This is a genomic window from Oricola nitratireducens, from assembly GCF_014904745.1.
GTDB classification, from domain to species: Bacteria; Pseudomonadota; Alphaproteobacteria; order Rhizobiales; family Rhizobiaceae; genus Oricola; species Oricola nitratireducens.
In genome coordinates this window covers 1-16,372 of record NZ_JACZCS010000052.1, presented here as the reverse complement: position 1 = coordinate 16,372, position 16,372 = coordinate 1, and the positions used below count along the sequence as shown (strand labels likewise).

Genomic DNA, 16,372 nt, shown 5'->3' with positions numbered 1-16,372 from the left:
CACCTCACTCGTCGAAAGGGTCGACAGTGACGCGTTTGCCGAGCAGGAAAGCGTCCGCGACATGGGTCATCGGCGACAGGTCCATGTCGATGTCGCCAGAGCGCACCAGCGCGGCCATTCTGGAATAAAGCCGCGGATACTCGCCATGCAGCGGATTGCCGTCATCATGTGTCTCCGCCTGCCAATGGCCGTCGATGGCGAGTTTCGCCCCGCCGTCGGCGAGAAGCAGGTTGCCGCCGTCCGTTTCCGCCTCGATGGTCCATATCTGGTCGCCGTCCTGCCGCCAGTCGAAGACCGCAGAGACATCGCCGCCATGCGGGTGAAAGAAGCGCAGGGAGGCCGCGATCGGCGTTTCGCGGTTTTCCGGAAACTCCAGCGTAGCCCCGGTGAGATGGACAGGATCCGGCAGGATTTCGGTCAGGATGGACAGCGCGTTGATACCCGGATCGAAAACGCCGAGGCCTCCCGCCTGCCAGATCCATGCCTGCCCCGGATGCCAGCGGCGCACGTCTTCCTTCCAGGTGACCTTGAGGCGGTACAGGCGCTTGCCTTTCAGCCATGCCTTCGCCGCCGCGACCTGCGCCGCTTCCCGCGAATGCCATGTGGCGTAGATCGAGACGCCCGCCTCGCGCGCCATCGCTGCGAGCGCGTGGCATTCCGACAGCGTCGCCCCCGGCGGCTTTTCCAGCATCACATGCCGGCCGGCTTTCAATGCGGCGGCCGCGTAATCGAACCGCGGCACCGGCGGCAGGCAGAGCGATACGACCTTGATATCCGGGCGCGCCGCGAGAAGCGCCGCGAAATCGTCGAAAGCCTCCACGCCATCCACGGTCCCGTGGCGCGAGACGGTCGCGGCGAGGTCCCAGTCGGCCGACGCATTGATCGACGGGACATGCTGGTCACGCGCGATCTTGCCGATGCCGGCGAGTGCGATTTTCATGCTCATCAGTGCGAATCCCGTCCAACCGGCGCGCCGCGGCAGCCTTTGAGGAAATCGAGGTCGGCGCCCGTATCGGCGCCCTGTACGTGGGTCTGGTGTAACCAGGCATAGCCGGATGTCGGCTGTTCGGTCTGCGGAGCCCATTCGGCAAGACGGGCCGCCAGTTCCTCATCCGAAATGTCGAGATGAAGGCGTCGTGCCGGAACGTCGAGCTCGATCATGTCGCCGTCGCGCACGACCGCCAGCGGGCCGCCTGTCGCCGCTTCCGGCGAGGTGTGCAGCACGACGGTTCCGTAGGCGGTGCCGGACATGCGCGCATCCGAAATCCGCACCATGTCCGTTATCCCCTTCTTCAGGACCTTGGGCGGCAGGCCCATATTGCCGACCTCGGCCATGCCCGGATAACCCTTCGGCCCGCAGTTTTTCAACACCAGGACACATGTCTCGTCCACGTCCAGCGCATCGTCGTCGATCTTTGCCTTGTAGTCGTCGATGTCCTCGAAGACCACGGCACGGCCGCGATGCTTCATCAGTTGCGGCGAGGCCGCCGATGGTTTGATCACCGCGCCGCTGGGCGCGAGATTTCCCTTCAGCACAGCGATGCCGCCTTGCACGGTGAGCGCCTTTTCGACGGGCAGGATCACGTCCTCGTTGTGGTTCACGACATCCTTGACCTGGTCCCAGATCGGTTCGCCAGCAACCGTCAACGCATCCTTGTGCAGCAATCCGGCCTCGCCGAGCCGCTTCAACACGACCGGCAGACCGCCGGCATAGAAGAATTCCTCCATCAGATATTCGCCCGACGGCATCAGGTTGACGATCGTCGCGACGTCGCGGCCGCAGCGGTCCCAGTCATCGAGCGTCAGGTCGACGCCGACGCGGCCGGCGATCGCGAGCAGATGGATCACGGCATTGGTCGAGCCGCCGATCGCGCCATTGGTGCGGATCGCGTTTTCGAAGGCTGGCTTGGTCATCACGTCGGAGGGTTTCAGATCATCCTTGACCATCTGGACGATGCGCCGGCCGGAGAGTTGCGCCATCACGCGGCGCCGGCTGTCGACGGCGGGGATCGCCGCATTGCCGGAAAGCGCCATGCCCAGCGCCTCGGCCATGGAGGCCATGGTCGAGGCCGTTCCCATCGTGTTGCAGGAACCGGGCGAGCGCGACATCGATGCCTCGGCCTCGAGGAACTCGTCCGCCGTCATCTCGCCGGCCTTCACGGCCTCCGAGAACTTCCACAGATGCGTGCCGGAGCCGACGCGCTCGTTGCGGTAATACCCGTTCAGCATCGGCCCGCCCGTCACCACGATCGACGGCAGATCTGTCGACGCCGCGCCCATCAGGAGGCTCGGCGTGGTCTTGTCGCAGCCGACGAGAAGCACCGCGCCGTCCATCGGCTGGCCGCGCATCGCCTCCTCGACGGCGAGTGCGGCGAGGTTGCGAAACATCATCGCCGTCGGACGGAACGAACTTTCCGCCGCCGAGAAGACCGGCACCTCGACCGGGAAGCCGCCCGCCTCGTAGATCCCGTTCTTCACCCGCTCGGCGAGATCGCGCAGATGCGCGTTGCAGGGCGTCAGTTCCGACCATGTATTGAGGATGCCGATCACCGGCCGGCCGTCGAACATGTCGTGCGGGAAGCCCTGGTTCTTCATCCAGCCGCGATGGTAGATCTGATCGCGGCCGGTTCCGCCGAACCATTCCTGGGACCGCAATTTGCGCGGCCACTTAGCGGGCTTGAAACTCATTTGAATTCCTCAAAGGGAGAACGGCTCGACGGCGTGCCATCAGCCCTGTTTTTGCTTGTTGTAGACGTCGAAGACCACGGCCGCGAGCAGGACAAGGCCCTTGATGACCTGTTGATAGTCGATACCGATGCCCATGATCGACATGCCGTTGTTCATGACCCCCATGATAAAGGCGCCGACGACCGCGCCGACGATCTTGCCGACACCGCCCGACATTGAGGCCCCGCCGATGAAGACGGCTGCGATCACGTCGAGCTCCACGGCAAATCCGGCCTTCGGCGTCGCGGTATTGAGGCGAGCGGCGAAGATCAGGCCGGCAAGAGCGGCGAGCATTCCCATATTGACGAAGGCCAGGAAGGTCAGCCGTTCGGTCTTGATGCCGGACAGCTTCGCAGCCTTCTCGTTGCCGCCCAGCGCGTAGATACGCCGGCCAAGCGTCGTGTTCTCGGTGATGAAGGCATAGATGACGGTCAGCACCACCATGGAGATCAGGACGTTCGGCAGTCCGCGGAAAGTCGACAGCTTGTAGGCGACGAACAGAAGCGCGCCGGCCACGATGATGTTGCGTCCGTAGAAGAACGCGGCCGGTTCGCCCTCGATGCCGTATTTGCGGTTATGCGCCCGGTCGCGCAGCCCTACCCAGATGATGAGCGCCACGGCGACCAGACCGGCCGCGATCGCCGTGCCGTTCGGCCGCCCGATACCGAAATAGTCGGGAATGAAGCCGGTCGACAGGACCTGGAAGCCCTTGGGAAACGGTCCGACGGACTGGCCTTCCAGCAGCCAGAGCGACAGTCCGCGAAATACCAGCATGCCGGCCAAGGTCACGATGAAGGAGGGTATTTTCCAGTAGGCGACCCAATAGCCCTGAGCGGCGCCGATGCCGATGCCGACGAGCAGACAAGCCGGGATCGCAAGGTATACCGACCAGTCCCAGTGGACGATCATCACCGCAGCCAGGGCGCCGATGAACCCCATGACCGAGCCCACCGACAGGTCGATGTTGCCCGACACGATGACGACCAGCATGCCGAGCGCCATGATGATGATGTAGCTGTTCTGCAGGAACAGGTTGGTGATGTTCACCGGACGCAGCAGCGTACCGTCGGTCACGATCTGGAAAAACACCATGATCGCGATGAGCGCGAACAGCAGCCCGTATTCGCGCATGTGCCTGGCGAGATAAGCGCCAATCCCGTTCATCGTCCCGGTCCGGCCCGTGCTGGTCTGTGCCACTTCCATTTGTTTTTCCTCCGCCCCCTAATCCGTGACGATGAGCGACATGATGCGCTCCTGGCTGGCTTCCGCCGCGGTGAGTTCACCGACGAGCACGCCTTCGTTCATGACGTAGATACGATCGCACATGCCGAGCATTTCCGGCATCTCGGACGAGATCATGATGACCCCTTTGCCCTCTGCGGACAGTTCGTTGATGATGCCGTAGATCTCGAACTTCGCACCGACATCGATGCCGCGCGTCGGCTCGTCCAGGATCAGGACCTCCGGCCCAGCAAAGAGCCACTTCGACAGCACGACCTTCTGCTGGTTGCCGCCCGACAGGTTGACGGTCTTCTGGAAAACCGACGGCGTGCGGATATTCATCGCCGCGCGGTATTTTTCCGCCACGCCGGTCTCCCGGGCCTCGCTGATGACCCCCCGTGATGATACCGCCGGCAGATTGGCCAGCGTGATGTTGCGCTCGACGGTGTCGTCTAGGATCAGGCCAAGCGTCTTGCGGTCTTCCGTGACATAGGCCAGCCCGGCGGCAATCGCCCTGTCGACGCGCGACACGTCGACCGGGGCGCCGTGCATCAGCACCTCGCCGGAAATCTTGCGGCCGTAGCTGCGCCCGAAAATGCTCATCGCCAGTTCGGTGCGCCCGGCGCCCATCAGCCCGGCAATGCCGACGACCTCGCCGGCGCGAACCGTCAGGTTGGCGTCATGGATCACCTGGCGCTCGGAGTGTTCCGGATGCCAGACGTTCCAGTTGCGCACTTCCATCAGCATTTCACCGGCGCGCCGTTCGCGCTCCGGATAGCGATGCGCCATGTCGCGCCCGACCATGTCGCGTACGATCCGGTCTTCGGTGATCTCCTCGGTGCGCGCATCCATGCTGGAAATCGTCGCGCCGTCGCGGATGACGGTCACCCGGTCGGCGATCCGGCGCACCTCGTTGAGCTTGTGACTGATGATGATCGAGGTGACGCCCTGGGCCTTGAGTTCCAGAAGCAGGTCGAGCAGCGCCTGGCTGTCGCTTTCCGACAGGGCCGCCGTGGGCTCGTCGAGGATCAGCAGGCGCACGTCCTTCGACAGCGCCTTGGCGATTTCGACCAGTTGTTGCTTGCCGACGCCGAGACGGTCGACCAGCACCGACGGCGCTTCCGAAAGCCCGACTTTCTTCAGCAGCCCCTCGGTGCGCTGGAAGGTTTCGCGCCAGTTGACGACGCCGCCCTTGGCGCATTCATTGCCGAGGAACAGGTTCTCCGCAATCGACAGAAGCGGCACGAGCGCCAGTTCCTGGTGAATGATGATGACGCCGACAGCTTCGCTGTCGCTGATCCCGCCGAAGGAGGCGACGTTGCCGTCATAGTGAATTTCGCCGTCGTAACTGCCCGCAGGATAGACGCCGGACAGGACCTTCATCAGGGTCGACTTGCCTGCGCCGTTCTCGCCGACAAGCGCGTGAATCTCGCCTTCCATGACGGTGAGGTTCACCGCGTCGAGCGCCTTGACGCCCGGAAAGGTCTTCGTGATGGAGCGCATCTCCAGCAAAGGTGTCATTGCCGTGCCTCGATATGCCGTGAATCGCGCGGTCGGTGAACACCCCGCCCGCGCACGATCGGCGCGGACGGGAATGTCACGAAGCAGACAGCTTACTTGATCTGGTCCATCGTGTAGTAGCCGGAACCGATCAGCACGTCTTCCCAGTTCGACTTGTCGACCGAGACCGGTTCGAGCAGGTAGGACGGGACGACCTTGACGCCGTTGTCATAGGTCTTGGTGTCGTTGATTTCCGGTTCGCCGCCCTGCAGCAGGGCGTCGACCATGCCGACGGTCACGCGCGCCAGTTCGCGGGTATCCTTGAAGACGGTCGAGTATTGCTCGCCCGCAAGGATCGACTTGACCGACGGGATTTCGGCGTCCTGACCGGTCACGATCGGCATCTTCAGATCGCCGGAGCCGTAGCCGACGCCCTTGAGCGAGGACAGGATTCCGATGGACAGCCCGTCATAGGGCGAAAGCACGCCCTGGACCTGCTTGTCCGTGTAGTGGGCGGACAGAAGGTTATCCATGCGCGACTGGGCAACCGCACCATCCCAGCGCAGCGTGCCGACGGTGTCCATGCCCATCTGGCCGGACTGGATGACGACCGTGCCATCGTCGATCAGCGGCTGCAGCACGCTCATCGCGCCATTGTAGAAGAAGTAGGCATTGTTGTCGTCCGGCGAACCGCCGAACAGCTCGACATTGTACGGTCCGTCGCCGAAGCGTTCCTTCAGGCCGTTGACCAGCGAGGTCGCCTGCTGCACGCCGACCTTGAAGTTGTCGAACGTCGCGTAGTAGTCGACATTGCCGCTGTCGCGGATAAGCCGGTCATAGGCGATGACTTTGATGTCGGACGCCGCGGCGTTTTCAAGCGCATTGGAAAGCGTCGTGCCGTCGATGGCAGCGATCACGAGGACGTTTACGCCCTTGGTGATCATGTTCTCGATCTGCGCGAGCTGGTTGGGAATGTCGTCCTCGGCATATTGCAGATCGGTGGCGTAACCCGCCTTCTCGAACTGCTCGACCATCGAATTGCCATCGGAAATCCAGCGCGCCGACGACTTGGTCGGCATCGCGATGCCGACGGTTCCCTTGTCCTGTGCCAATGCAGGTGCGGCCATAAGCCCCGCGCCGAGCGCAAACGAGGCCAGTACGGAAATCAGTTTCCTCATAAATTCCTCCCGAAAGGTAGATGTGCTGCCGTCGCCTCCGTTTAAGGCGAGCAACACGCGTGACGGATCCTCCTGATCCTGCCCTCACGTTACGGATTTCGCAGATTGCAATTCAAATGATTAAATTGGCAGGCTGCATAACAAGATTGATAAGTCGGAAATGCCCCATCCGGCCAACCGCCTGCAACTCAGGGATTTTCGATTGATCCAGGCCATCCGGGAAACCGGACAGCTGGCGACCGAGCGACTGGCGATGACGCAGCCGGGCATATCGCGCATGCTTGCCGGTATCGAGCGCATGGTCGGCACACCGGTTTTCATCCGCCATCCCATCCCCACTCTTGAATCGATCAAATGCCGGGTGTCCGGCCGGCTTCGTCGGTTTCGCCCGACAATCCCGCGAAAACGAGCTCGCGCAATTGCATCGCCAATGGGCTCATCAACTGGTTCCGGCGCGAAATGAGGTGATACGGGTTGATGATAATCGGCTCTTCCGGGTCGAGTGCCACCAGACCGCTGCCGGCTACCTCGGGAGCGAGCAGGTCCGCCACCTCGCGTGTGATCGGCGCGATGGCGTCTGTCGAGGCCAGATAGGCGATCATCACCAGAAGCGACGTGGTGTTGACGATCTCGTTCGGCAGCGCAATGCCCTGGAAGACGAAGGCCTCTTCCACCGCCTGACGCATCGGCGTGTGCGGCGCCTGGATCACCCACTCGTAGCCGCCCAGGTCGCCCAGATTGATCTGTCCGCGCCCCGCCAGCGGATGACCGTCGCGCACGAGGAAACGGATCAGTTCCACCCGCCCGCGCCGGATCGTGAACTGGCGCGCATCCGTTCCCGCCGGGATGCGTGAAAGCACGAAGTCGTATTCGCCGCGGACAAGGCCGTCGATGAGCGCGTCGCTCGGGGCGACGTCGACATGGATGTCGGCGCCCGCAGCGGTCTTCTTGAGCCGCTGGATCGCCGGCACGACAAAGGCGACCGCACCGCCGGTCACAGAACCGACGCGGGCGGTGCCGGCGCGGCCCGAACCGACAGCCTCCACTTCGCGCAGCGTCCGGTCCAGTCCGTTGAGCAGGCCGTCGGCATTGCGTGCCAGTGTCTCGCCGACCGGAGTCGGCGTCATGCCCTTGGGATGGCGGATGAAGACCGGTGTTCCGATCATGCGCTCGATACCGGCGAGCATGCGCGATGCGGCCGGCTGCGTCATCGCCAGGCGCTCGGCCGCCAGTGCCAGCTGCCCGGTTTCCCGGATGGCCTGGATCAGTCGAAAATCCCTGAGTTGCAGGCGGTTGGCCAGATTGGGCATATTATCACTCTATCCGCTCTCGCGAGATGCAGGGATGTATTTCCTCGCATCGATCAATCTGCCGGAAACCGGGTTCGTCAGCGAATTCGCAGCCCCGTTTCGGGATCGAACAGGAAGGCGCGCGCCGGGTCAAAGCGGGCTGTAAACACCGCGCCTGCTTTCGCTGCCGTATTTTCCGCAAGCGCAATCGTCAACGGTTCGTCGCCGCTCGCGGCGGCATACCCGTAAGACACGCCACCAAGATGTTCGATCACGTCAATCCTGGCCTCGATATGGGCCGTACCGTTGCTGTCGAAGTGTTCTGGCCGGATGCCGACGATCACCTCCGCTCCCGCCGGCGCCTGGACGGGGACCGAAAAAGGCGCGCTGCCGAGCTCCCTGAGCCGCACCGTTGCCGCATCGCCCGATGTGCTTTCAACAATGGCGGGCAGGAAGTTCATCTTCGGCGAGCCAATGAAGCCCGCGACGAAGATGTTGTCGGGATCACCGTAGAGCTCCAGCGGCGCGCCAACCTGTTCGATCCGCCCCGAACGGAGCACCACGATCTTGTCGGCGAGCGTCATCGCTTCGACCTGGTCATGGGTGACATAGATCATCGTCGCGCCAAGGTCGTTGTGCAGCTTGGCGATTTCCAGGCGCATCTGCACCCGCAGTTCGGCATCAAGATTCGACAGCGGCTCGTCGAAGAGAAACACTTTTGGTTCGCGCACGATGGCCCGGCCGATGGCAACGCGCTGGCGCTGGCCGCCAGACAATTGCTTCGGCTTGCGTTCGAGGAGCTGGTCGAGATGCAGGATCTGAGCCGCCTTGTTGACGCGTTCCGTGATGACCGCCCGGTCGGTGCCGGTCATGCGCAAGCCGAACCCCATGTTCTCCTCGACCGACATGTGCGGATAGAGTGCGTAGGACTGGAACACCATGGCGACCCCACGGTCGGCCGGCTCGATACGGGTCACATCGGCGTCACCGATATGGATAGTCCCGGAGGTCGCATCTTCGAGGCCGGCGATGAGACGCAGCAGGGTGGACTTGCCGCAGCCCGACGGGCCAACGAAGACCGCGAATTCTCCAGAGTCGATCGACAGGTCGACGCCATGGATAACGTCGACGCTGCCAAAGGACTTCCTGAGTTGTTTTACTTCGACGTTTGCCATTGCCATCCTCCCTTTGAAAAACCGGTCGTCAGCCGCGCGGGCCGAGCTTCACCTTCATGTCGTCCATGATCGCCGCGGCGGCGTGGCGCACGTCGTCGGCCCAGTCCTCCAACTGGTCCATGGAGATCCGGTAGACCGGCGCGGTGATCGAAATTCCTGCATAGAATGAGCGCTCCAACGAGGCGATCGGCGCGGCGATACAGTGGATCCCGGCTTCGTGTTCCTCGCGGTCCAGCGCGTAGCCCTTTTCGCGTATGTCGGCGATTTCGCGCCGAAAGGCGTCCGCGTCGCGAAGCGTGTTCGGCGTATAGGTGTGGAAACGAACACGCGCAATTCGCTCCTCGAGTTCCTCGTCGGACAAGAGCGACATCGCTGCCTTTCCGACGCCGGTGCAGAAGGCGGGCGACGCGTTGCCGATCTGGCTGTGCATGCGCACCGACTGGCGCGATTCCACTTTATCGAGATAGATCACCTCAACGCCCTGGAGCACGCCGAGATGGATCGTCTCTCCGACCTTTTCGTGCAGCATCTGCAGATGCGGTTCGGCGATCTCGCGGAAGCGGTTTCCCGCCCATGCGTTTGAGGCAAATTTTAAAAGCCGAAGGCCAAGGGCATAGGAATGATCAGCGTTGACCTGCAGCAGGCCTTCATCGATCAGGTTGGTGATCTGGCGGTGAAGGGTCCCGCGCGGCTGGTCGACGGTCGCCAACAAGTCCTTGAACCGCAACGGGCTTTTGGCACTCGCCACGACCTCCAGGACATCCATTGCTTTTCCAAGCGTTCCGGTTCCGCTTTCGGCTAACGTCTTGCTCATGATCCTCCTGCCGATGCTCCATGCGGTCCGGCGACGCGCACGCCCTTGACTTTTGGGTCTTATAGACAAATAGTTCTGAATAGTCAAACGCTGTTCCATATAATGGAACTTTGACTTGTCGCTCGCAGCTGGACTGTACAAGGGCTGCGACCCGTGCCCGCGCAAGCGGGCGTCAGGGAATGTGTCGACGGCGGTGGAGGCCGCCATGCAACGGGAGGATTACCAAGCCATGAAACCAATTTCGAAATCCGCAATGCTGGGCATCGCGACGGCGGCTCTGATGTCATCGACCGCCATCGCCCAGCAGCGCACGCTGAATTACTACGCCGACTTCGATCCCGCGCCGCTGGCTGCCTTCGAGGCCGCCATCGCCGATTTCGAGGCAGCCAATCCCGACATCGATGTTGTCCTGCAAAATTTCGACCACGAGGGCTACAAGACGGCGATCCGCAACTTCCTGACCGCCGACGCGCCGGACCTTGCGAACTGGTATGCCGGCAACCGGATGGCGCCCTTCGTCAACTCGGGGCAGTTCATGGACATATCGGATGTCTGGGCCGAAAACGGACTCGACAAGTCGCTCGGCTCGGCGCTCGCCTCGATGACAATCGACGGCAAGCAGTGGGGTATCCCCTATACCTATTATCAGTGGGGCATTTACTACAACAAGGACGCCTACAAGAAGGCCGGCGTCGAAGTGCCTGCTACCTGGGATGAATTCATATCCAACTGCGCCAAGTTCAAGGCCGCCGGTATCGACTGCGTGACCACGGGCACGAAGGCGCTGTGGCCGGGAGCCGGCATCTTCGACTACCTCAACATGCGCACCAACGGCTACGAGTTCCACATGGATCTCACCGCCGGCAAGGTCGCCTGGACCGACGATCGCGTAAAGGCGACCTTCGCGGAATGGGCCAAGCTCGTCGAGCCCGGCTACGTGACGGCCAACCACGCAGCGCTTGAATGGCAGGACGCCGCATCGCTTCTGGTGCAGGGCAAGGCCGCCAATTACGTCATGGGCAACTTCGCCGTCGCCGTCTTCAAGGATGGCGGGATGACCAATGACACCCTCGGCTTCATGCCCTTCCCGACGATCAATCCCGATGTACCGCGCGCCGAGGAAGCGCCGACCGACACGGTCCATATTCCGGCGGGCGCCAAGAACGTCGCGGACGCCAAGAAGTTCCTCGCCTACCTTGCCACTGCCGACGTGCAGACCAAGCTGAACGAGGCGCTGGGGCAATTGCCCATCAACTCGGGCTCCTCGGTCGGTGACGATCCGTTCCTCCAGGCCGGGTTCAAGCTCCTGTCGACGACGCCGGGCGGCATCGCCCAGTTCTTCGACCGCGACGCGCCGGCCGAAATGGCCAAGATCGGCATGGAAGGCTTCCAGGAATTCATGGTCAAGCCGGACAAGGTCGACTCGATCCTCGCCCGGCTCGAAAAGGCGCGCCAGCGTATCTACAAGTAAGCATCGCGGCCGGGCGGCTCCGACCGCCCGGCTGCACCGGAATTGCCTGGCGGGTTCGGCGGGAAACGGGTTCGATCCGTCCGCCGGGCGGCATGCGAACGGGAGGAGACCATGACCGATTCAGCGATAGCCGCCAGTGCCGAGGCGACCAGTGTCAACCGGAGCTACTGGAGGCGCAACCAGCGCAAGCTGGCGCCATGGCTGTTTCTCGCTCCCGGCATCGCGATGTTTTTGCTCTACGTGATCTACCCGATCGTCGAATCGATGTGGCTGAGCTTCTACGACTGGGACGGACTCGGCGCGAAGGCCTGGATCGGGCTGGAAAACTACCGGGAACTGTTCGATGACGACGCGTTCTACACATCGCTGAAAAACAACATTCTCTGGCTCGTTCTCTACATGCTGGCGGTTCCCGCAGGGCTGTTCATCGCCCTGTTCCTGAACCAGACGGTGCGCGGAATCCGCATCTACAAGTCGCTGTTTTTCTTTCCCTTCGTGATTAGCCAGGTCGTGGTTGGCCTGATCTTTTCGTGGTTCTACGCACCGAATTTTGGCCTGTTCTACCATTTGATCGAGTGGTTGACCGGCACCGGCGTCGCCGTGCTCGCCGACGACCGCTATGTCACCTACGGCATCATCGCCGCGGGCCTATGGCCGCAGATCGCCTATTGCATGATTCTGTATCTGACCGGCCTAAACAACGTTTCGCCCGATCAGATCGAGGCCGCCCGCCTCGATGGCGCCAAGGGCTGGCGCATGCTTTGGTTCGTCATCGTGCCGCAGTTGCGCCCGGCGACCTTCATCGCCGTCGTCGTCACGGTCATCGGCGCGCTGCGCTCCTTCGACCTCGTCTCGATCATGACCGACGGCGGCCCCTACGGCTCCAGCCGGGTCCTGTCCTTCTACATGTACGAGCAGGCTCTCTCGGAATACGGATACCGCATGGGCTACGGCGCGGCGATCGCGGTCGTCCTGTTCGCCATCATGATGGTCTTCATCTCCGGCTTCATCTGGAAGATGGTCCGCGACGAGCAGGGAGGCTGAGCAATGTTTCCAAAACCGATAGAGAAGACCGCCCCCCCCATCCAGGTCCTTTACAAGGTCGCCCTGCCCGTTGCGCTTGTCCTGTGGCTGCTGCCACTGCTCGGCGTCGCCATGACGTCGCTAAAGCCGTCGAGCGATCTTGCCGCCGGCAACTATTTCGGACCGCCGAGCTATCTCGCTTTCTCGAACTATCTCGACGTCTTCAGGAATTCGCCGATCGCCAGCTACATCCTGAACTCTTTCAAGGTGACGATCCCGACGGTGATCGGCGCCGTCGCGCTCTCCTGCCTTTCGGGCTTCGCACTCGCCGTCTACCGCTTCCGGTCCAATCTGCTGGTCTTCTTCATGTTCGTCGCCGGCAATTTCGTGCCGTTCCAGATCCTCATGGTGCCGGTTCGCGACCTGACGGTGCAGACGGGCCTCTACAACACGATTACCGGCCTGGCGCTGTTCCATATCGCCTTCCAGTCCGGCTTCTGCACGCTGTTCATGCGCAATTTCATCAGGGGACTGCCCTTTGAACTGATCGAGTCGGCACGCGTCGAAGGCGTGTCGGAGTTCAAGATCTTCTGGTACATCGTGCTGCCGCTGATGCGGCCCGCGCTTGCCGCGCTTTCGGTGCTCATCTTCACGTTCATCTGGAACGACTATTTCTGGGCGACGGTGCTGACCACAAGCGCCGAGACGCAGCCGGTGACGGCCGGTCTTTATTCGCTCAACGGCCAGTGGATCGCGCAATGGCAGCTCGTTTCCGCCGGCTCGATCGTCGCGGCGATGCCGCCTGTTCTGATGTTCTTCCTGATGCAGCGCCATTTCATCGCCGGCCTGACGCTCGGCGCGACCAAGGGCTGATGATGAGACAGCCCGGTGCCGAGCTCATGCCAGTCGACTGCTGCCGCCTCGATGGCGGCGGGCGGAGCGCCGTCTTTGCCGCGTTCGCGCGCGGCGTGCCGGCGCTCGTCTGGTTTGGACCGGCACTCCCGCCGGACGAGGACCTGCAGACGCTGGCGCTGGCGAACATACCGGGTGTCTCTGCCGGCCAGCTCGATCCGCTTGTTCCACTGACGCTCTGCCCTCTCGCGTCGACCGGTTGGCAGGGCCATCCGGGACTCACCGCGACCGACGCCTCAGGCGTGGACATCGTCGCCGATCTGCGCCTTGCCGCCGACCTGGCCGCCGCGGGCGGAGAGCTTCGCTGGAAATGCGCCACCGCCGACGGGGATCTGAAGCTCGCCGGCGAGGCGAAAGTCGATCCGGTCACCGGTCTGCTCGCTCTCTCCATGCGGGCGGAGACGGCTCCCGGATTGACGGTCGCCTGGCTGGCGGCGGGCGCTGTCCCCGTGCCGGGCTCGATGCCGCGCATCATGGATCACGGCGGGCGCTGGTGCGGCGAGTTCCAGCGTCAGGAGACGCGTTTCGTCACCGGGGCCCATGTTCGCGAGAGCCGCGAGGGCCGCACGGGCCACGCCCATTTTCCGGCGATGACCTTCATGGAGGAGACCTGCGGGGAAAATTCCGGCGCCGCGCTCGCCGTCAGTTTCGCCTGGTCGGGCGGACACCGCGTCCTGGCGGAGGAACTGCCCGACGGCCGCCGTCAGGTCCAGGCCGGCGCGTTTCCGGGAGATGGAAACACACCGCAAATGCTGGTCGCCTGGTCGGACAATGGGCTGAACGGAATCGCCCGCGCCTTCCAGGCGCATGTCCGCCGCCTGCACACCCGGCCGGTGCCTCGTCCGGTGCATTACAATTGCTGGGAAGCGGTCTATTTCCGGCATGATCTGGAAGAGCTGAAACAGATCGCGTCGATCGCCGCCGATCTGGGAGCGGAGCGCTTCGTCCTGGACGACGGCTGGTTCAAGGGCCGCAACGACGATACGACGAGCCTGGGAGACTGGACGGTCGATCCGGCCAAGTATCCGCACGGGCTGCATCCGCTCGCCAACCATGTCACCGGGCTCGGAATGCGTTTCGGCATCTGGTTCGAGCCGGAAATGGTCAACAAGGACAGTGATCTGTGCCGCGCCCACCCGGACTGGATCCTCGGGCCGGAGCGGCAGCCGTCCGGGCGTCACCAGCATGTGCTGGACCTCGCGCATCCCGGCGTCGCCGACTATCTTTACGAGAGGATCGGCGCGGTCCTGTCCGAGTATCCGGTCGACTACGTCAAATGGGATCACAACCGCATCCTGACGGGAGGAACCGCGTGCCAGACGCGCGCGCTCTATGGCCTGCTCGACCGGTTGCGCGAGGCGCATCCCGATGTCCAGTTCGAAAGCTGCGCGTCGGGTGGCGGCCGTATCGACTACGGCATCCTCTCCAGGGCTACGCGCGTATGGCTTTCGGATTCGAACGATGCGCTGGAGCGATTGCACATGCAGCACGAGGCCGCGCGTTTCCTGCCGCCGGAATTCGTCGGCAGCCATGTCGGCCCGCGCCGATGCCACACGTCCGGGCGCGTCCTGTCGATGGCGTTCCGCGCCTGGGTGGCCGCGCAGCGGCACATGGGCTTCGAAATGGACCCGCGAGAACTGACCGATGACGAGGCCGCGATTCTGAAAAGGGCCACGGCCTGGTGGAAAGCCAACCGCGAATTTCTCTTTTCCGCGCGGCAATACCTGCTCGAAAGCAACGATCCGGAAGTCTTCGCGGAAATTCACATCGACGACAAACGCGATCGTTTTGTCCTGTTCAAGGGACAGGCAGGCACGTCGCGCGCTGTTGCCGCGCGGCCCTTCGCGCTTGCCGGTCTCGATCCCGATGCGCGTTACACGGTCAGGCTCGCAAATCACGAGGACACTCCGGAAATACTGAACAGAAATACGGCAACCGATTTCATGCGCGGCGAACCTCTCGCGCTATCCGGCCGCGCGCTGATGCAGTCCGGACTTCCGCTTCCCAACGCCTTCCCGGCGACGATGACCGTCGTCGAAGGAATCAGGACGCAGGGATGACCGGACGGCAGATCCAGGAAAGCCTGAATGATGCGTCCGTCCGGATTGCGGGCGGAGGAACACGGTGATGGCACATCGATCGGCGGCGTTTGTCGCAGTGGATTGGGGCACGTCACATTTGCGGGTGTGGCTTCTGACCGCCGACGGCTCGGTTCTGGCGGAACGCCGCTCCGATCAGGGTATGGCAGCAACACCACGCGAGCATTTCCAGTCCATACTGGACACGCATCTCGACGCGCTGGCGGTCTCCGCGGATATCCCGGTCATCATGTGCGGCATGGTGGGCTCGCGTCAGGGCTGGGTCGAGGCAGGCTACCTTCCGGTACCCGTCTCGCTCGACCGCATCCCCGGCAATGCGGCGCCCGTCGATGGCGTCGCCCGCGACATTCGCATCCTCCCCGGCCTCTCCAAAACCGACCTTGCCGCGCCCGACGTGATGCGTTCCGAGGAGACCCAATTGTTCGGTCTGAGCCGGCTTTCGCCCGTGGCGGACGACATGAAACGCATCGTATGCATGCCGGGAACCCATTCCAAATGGGTGCATATGGAAGGCAGGTCCGTAATCGATTTCGCAAGTTTCATCACCGGCGACATGTATGCGGTGATGGCCGCGCATTCGGTACTGCATCATTCATTGTCGGCCGGTCCCGTCGATCCGAAATCATCCGCATTCAAGACAGCCGTCGAGGCGAGCCTGAATTCTCCGGCCGACTTTCTCGCGCGCCTGTTTTCGATCCGTGCGGCCGGGCTCCTGCACAATCTTTCGCCGGCCGACGCGCGGGCGTCGCTGTCCGGTTGCCTGATTGGCCAGGAAATTGCCGGCGCGCTGCCCCGTTTTTCCACGACGGAGAAGATCGATCTCGTGGCGGGGAACATGCCGGGCACCGTCTACGCCGAGGCACTTGCCATTGCCGGTGTCCAATACCGGTCGCATGACGGTGACGCCCTGGTGATAGCAGGCCTGACCGGCGCTGCCTCGGCACTCTGGAAAAACAGATCCGT

15 protein-coding genes are annotated in these 16,372 nt (G+C 62.9%); 6 read left to right on the top strand and 9 right to left on the bottom strand.

Annotated features, from left to right (window positions below):
- Positions 1-4: 4 nt before the first annotated feature.
- From IG169_RS22810 to IG169_RS24160, 6 genes are all read right to left on the bottom strand, one after another.
- Entirely contained in the window at positions 5-949 is a 945-nt protein-coding gene (locus IG169_RS22810) for a Gfo/Idh/MocA family protein (protein ID WP_210326169.1), read from the bottom strand.
- Positions 946-2,688, bottom strand: a complete 1,743-nt coding sequence (araD, locus tag IG169_RS22805; RefSeq protein WP_193178581.1) for an L-arabinonate dehydratase — start codon at positions 2,686-2,688, stop codon at positions 946-948. The genes IG169_RS22810 and araD overlap by 4 nt, the downstream gene beginning before the upstream one ends.
- 39 nt (positions 2,689-2,727) lie before the next feature.
- Positions 2,728-3,930, bottom strand: coding sequence for a multiple monosaccharide ABC transporter permease (gene mmsB / locus IG169_RS22800; RefSeq protein ID WP_193178580.1), 1,203 nt, complete (start codon positions 3,928-3,930; stop codon positions 2,728-2,730).
- An 18-nt stretch (positions 3,931-3,948) separates the two neighbouring features.
- Complete coding sequence (gene mmsA / locus IG169_RS22795) at positions 3,949-5,469, bottom strand: multiple monosaccharide ABC transporter ATP-binding protein (protein WP_193178579.1); 1,521 nt, start codon at positions 5,467-5,469, stop codon at positions 3,949-3,951.
- Between the two features lie 92 nt (positions 5,470-5,561).
- Positions 5,562-6,626, bottom strand: coding sequence for a multiple monosaccharide ABC transporter substrate-binding protein (gene chvE, locus IG169_RS22790; RefSeq protein WP_193178578.1), 1,065 nt, complete (start codon positions 6,624-6,626; stop codon positions 5,562-5,564).
- 112 nt (positions 6,627-6,738) lie between these two features.
- Positions 6,739-6,954, bottom strand: coding sequence for a hypothetical protein (locus IG169_RS24160; RefSeq protein ID WP_246717533.1), 216 nt, complete (start codon positions 6,952-6,954; stop codon positions 6,739-6,741).
- Here IG169_RS24160 and IG169_RS24470 point away from each other — a divergent pair.
- A complete protein-coding gene (locus tag IG169_RS24470) occupies positions 6,859-7,089 on the top strand; it encodes a helix-turn-helix domain-containing protein (protein ID WP_428982282.1) in 231 nt (76 codons plus the stop codon). The two genes, IG169_RS24160 and IG169_RS24470, sit on opposite strands and share 96 nt — an antisense overlap.
- Here the strand turns inward: IG169_RS24470 and IG169_RS22780 are convergent.
- From IG169_RS22780 to IG169_RS22770, 3 genes are all read right to left on the bottom strand, one after another.
- Complete coding sequence (locus IG169_RS22780) at positions 6,977-7,936, bottom strand: LysR family transcriptional regulator (protein WP_193178576.1); 960 nt, start codon at positions 7,934-7,936, stop codon at positions 6,977-6,979. The genes IG169_RS24470 and IG169_RS22780 overlap by 113 nt on opposite strands.
- 77 nt (positions 7,937-8,013) lie before the next feature.
- Entirely contained in the window at positions 8,014-9,090 is a 1,077-nt protein-coding gene (locus IG169_RS22775; RefSeq protein ID WP_193178575.1) for an ABC transporter ATP-binding protein, read from the bottom strand.
- A gap of 28 nt (positions 9,091-9,118) precedes the next feature.
- On the bottom strand, positions 9,119-9,904 hold the full coding sequence (locus IG169_RS22770) for an IclR family transcriptional regulator (protein WP_193178574.1): 786 nt from the start codon (positions 9,902-9,904) through the stop codon (positions 9,119-9,121).
- A gap of 229 nt (positions 9,905-10,133) precedes the next feature.
- On the opposite strand from IG169_RS22770, the gene IG169_RS22765 reads away from it, so the two are divergent.
- The 5 genes from IG169_RS22765 to IG169_RS22745 form a co-directional block, all read left to right on the top strand.
- Entirely contained in the window at positions 10,134-11,375 is a 1,242-nt protein-coding gene (locus IG169_RS22765) for an ABC transporter substrate-binding protein (protein WP_193178573.1), read from the top strand.
- 225 nt (positions 11,376-11,600) lie between these two features.
- Positions 11,601-12,419 carry a carbohydrate ABC transporter permease gene (locus IG169_RS22760; protein ID WP_428982281.1) on the top strand — a complete coding sequence of 273 codons (819 nt, stop codon included), beginning with the start codon at positions 11,601-11,603 and terminating at the stop codon, positions 12,417-12,419.
- 3 nt (positions 12,420-12,422) lie between these two features.
- Positions 12,423-13,271, top strand: coding sequence for a carbohydrate ABC transporter permease (locus IG169_RS22755; protein WP_193178571.1), 849 nt, complete (start codon positions 12,423-12,425; stop codon positions 13,269-13,271).
- Positions 13,272-13,297: 26 nt separating this feature from the next.
- The gene (locus tag IG169_RS22750) at positions 13,298-15,370 is read left to right on the top strand and encodes an alpha-galactosidase (protein WP_193178570.1); all 2,073 of its coding nucleotides are present in this window, start codon (positions 13,298-13,300) and stop codon (positions 15,368-15,370) included.
- A 67-nt stretch (positions 15,371-15,437) separates the two neighbouring features.
- Positions 15,438-16,372 (top strand): 2-dehydro-3-deoxygalactonokinase (locus IG169_RS22745; RefSeq protein WP_193178569.1); only part of this gene is annotated, 935 nt, incomplete at its 3' end.